The organism is Sphingobacterium sp. B16(2022), assembly GCF_012030425.1.
Taxonomy (GTDB): Bacteria; Bacteroidota; Bacteroidia; order Sphingobacteriales; family Sphingobacteriaceae; genus Sphingobacterium; species Sphingobacterium anhuiense.
In genome coordinates this window covers 1-1,305 of record NZ_JAAUVN010000012.1, presented here as the reverse complement: position 1 = coordinate 1,305, position 1,305 = coordinate 1, and the positions used below count along the sequence as shown (strand labels likewise).

The following is a 1,305-nucleotide window of genomic DNA, read 5'->3' as shown; positions in this document are numbered from 1 at the left end:
AGAGCCGATGGTATTGCCGTAACAGGTGGGAGAGTAGGTCGGTGCCTTTTTTTATACAGAAGCCTTTGCTATACAGCAGAGGCTTTTTTGTGTTTATACCTTTTTATGCTGTGAACAGGGCTATTCCGGTTCTTCCAGTAACTTCTGCAGGCCCGTCATGCTCATCATTTAACCTATTCAGCTTCTACATCCTCTTCCTATCGGACAAGCATAATGGCAGCTTCTGCTTATTCTTCTTTACTTAGTAAAAAGCACTTTTTCCGCCAAATAACTTCTTGTTATTGAACTATTTTCTTTTTTCAGATAGTTGCCTAGAGGATTTGGTGAAAAGATACAGTACCATCCTTGCTTGACAAACTGAATTAATTTTAGAATCATAGAGGACTACTCTGTTTATAAATAAGTAATTAACTGCCTATTGAAAGGAGGATTTAAGTTTTCTAATTTAAATTGTAACCATGATTTAACCAGCTCCTTTAATCATTCGTATAGAGACGTGTGCTTGTAAATTCATCATATTATTTAGTATAATTAGGATGTAATTCACTTTTCTAAGTATAAATGAATTATTTTTTAATGTAAAAAGCTGTTCGATGCTGCCTATTAGATATTGAGATAAAGTGTATTGAACTCATTTTTGTTGCTATTATAACATAATTCTAGAATTTCGTACAGTGAATAACAAGAAAATAATTGAAATCTACATAAAAATAGATATGGAATTGTTGTTATTTTTTAATGAGTTGACAATAATCTATATGCAATAGGCACAAAAATGCGCTGATGATGGGTGGGCGAATTGTATTTTTAACCAGGTATTTTAGACTTGTTGATGCATTAAGAAAGCATTGACATGATATAATACCCGTATAATATGGATATATGCTGTGGAATATGGGAAGAAAATGTATCCTATCACTTCTTTTCAAAAAAGTATTTTGATTTTTTGCAGGAATTTATTTTCTAAATGCAAGTTTATGATTAGTAATTGTTGTAAAGTATCATCCTTATAGGAATAAAAAGATAGATACTACGCTAGAATCTTTTATACTGCTTAAGTACATTGAAGACTTCAGATTCGTAATTATTATGATTTTGAAGTCTTCAATGTAGCTACGCCTACAAATGAATTATCCAATGTTACAGTTAGTTAACCTTATTATTGAGAAATAAGCGAAAAAAGATTAGGAAGTGATTATAAAAAGTCGCTATCTTTGCACCACTCCGCAAGGGAGGAACGGCTGATCCGAAAGGTGAGGCACTGAAAAAAGAAGGGTTTAATTCAGGTTAAACGCAGAAACAGCA

The 1,305-nt window shown here is 32.5% G+C and carries 1 protein-coding gene; it reads left to right on the top strand.

Features of this window, described 5'->3' with window-relative positions; translation table 11 throughout:
• Positions 1 to 245: hypothetical protein (locus HCX49_RS25495; protein WP_206368729.1), on the top strand; the 245-nt coding region annotated here is incomplete at its 5' end.
• Positions 246 to 1,305: the final 1,060 nt, after the last annotated feature.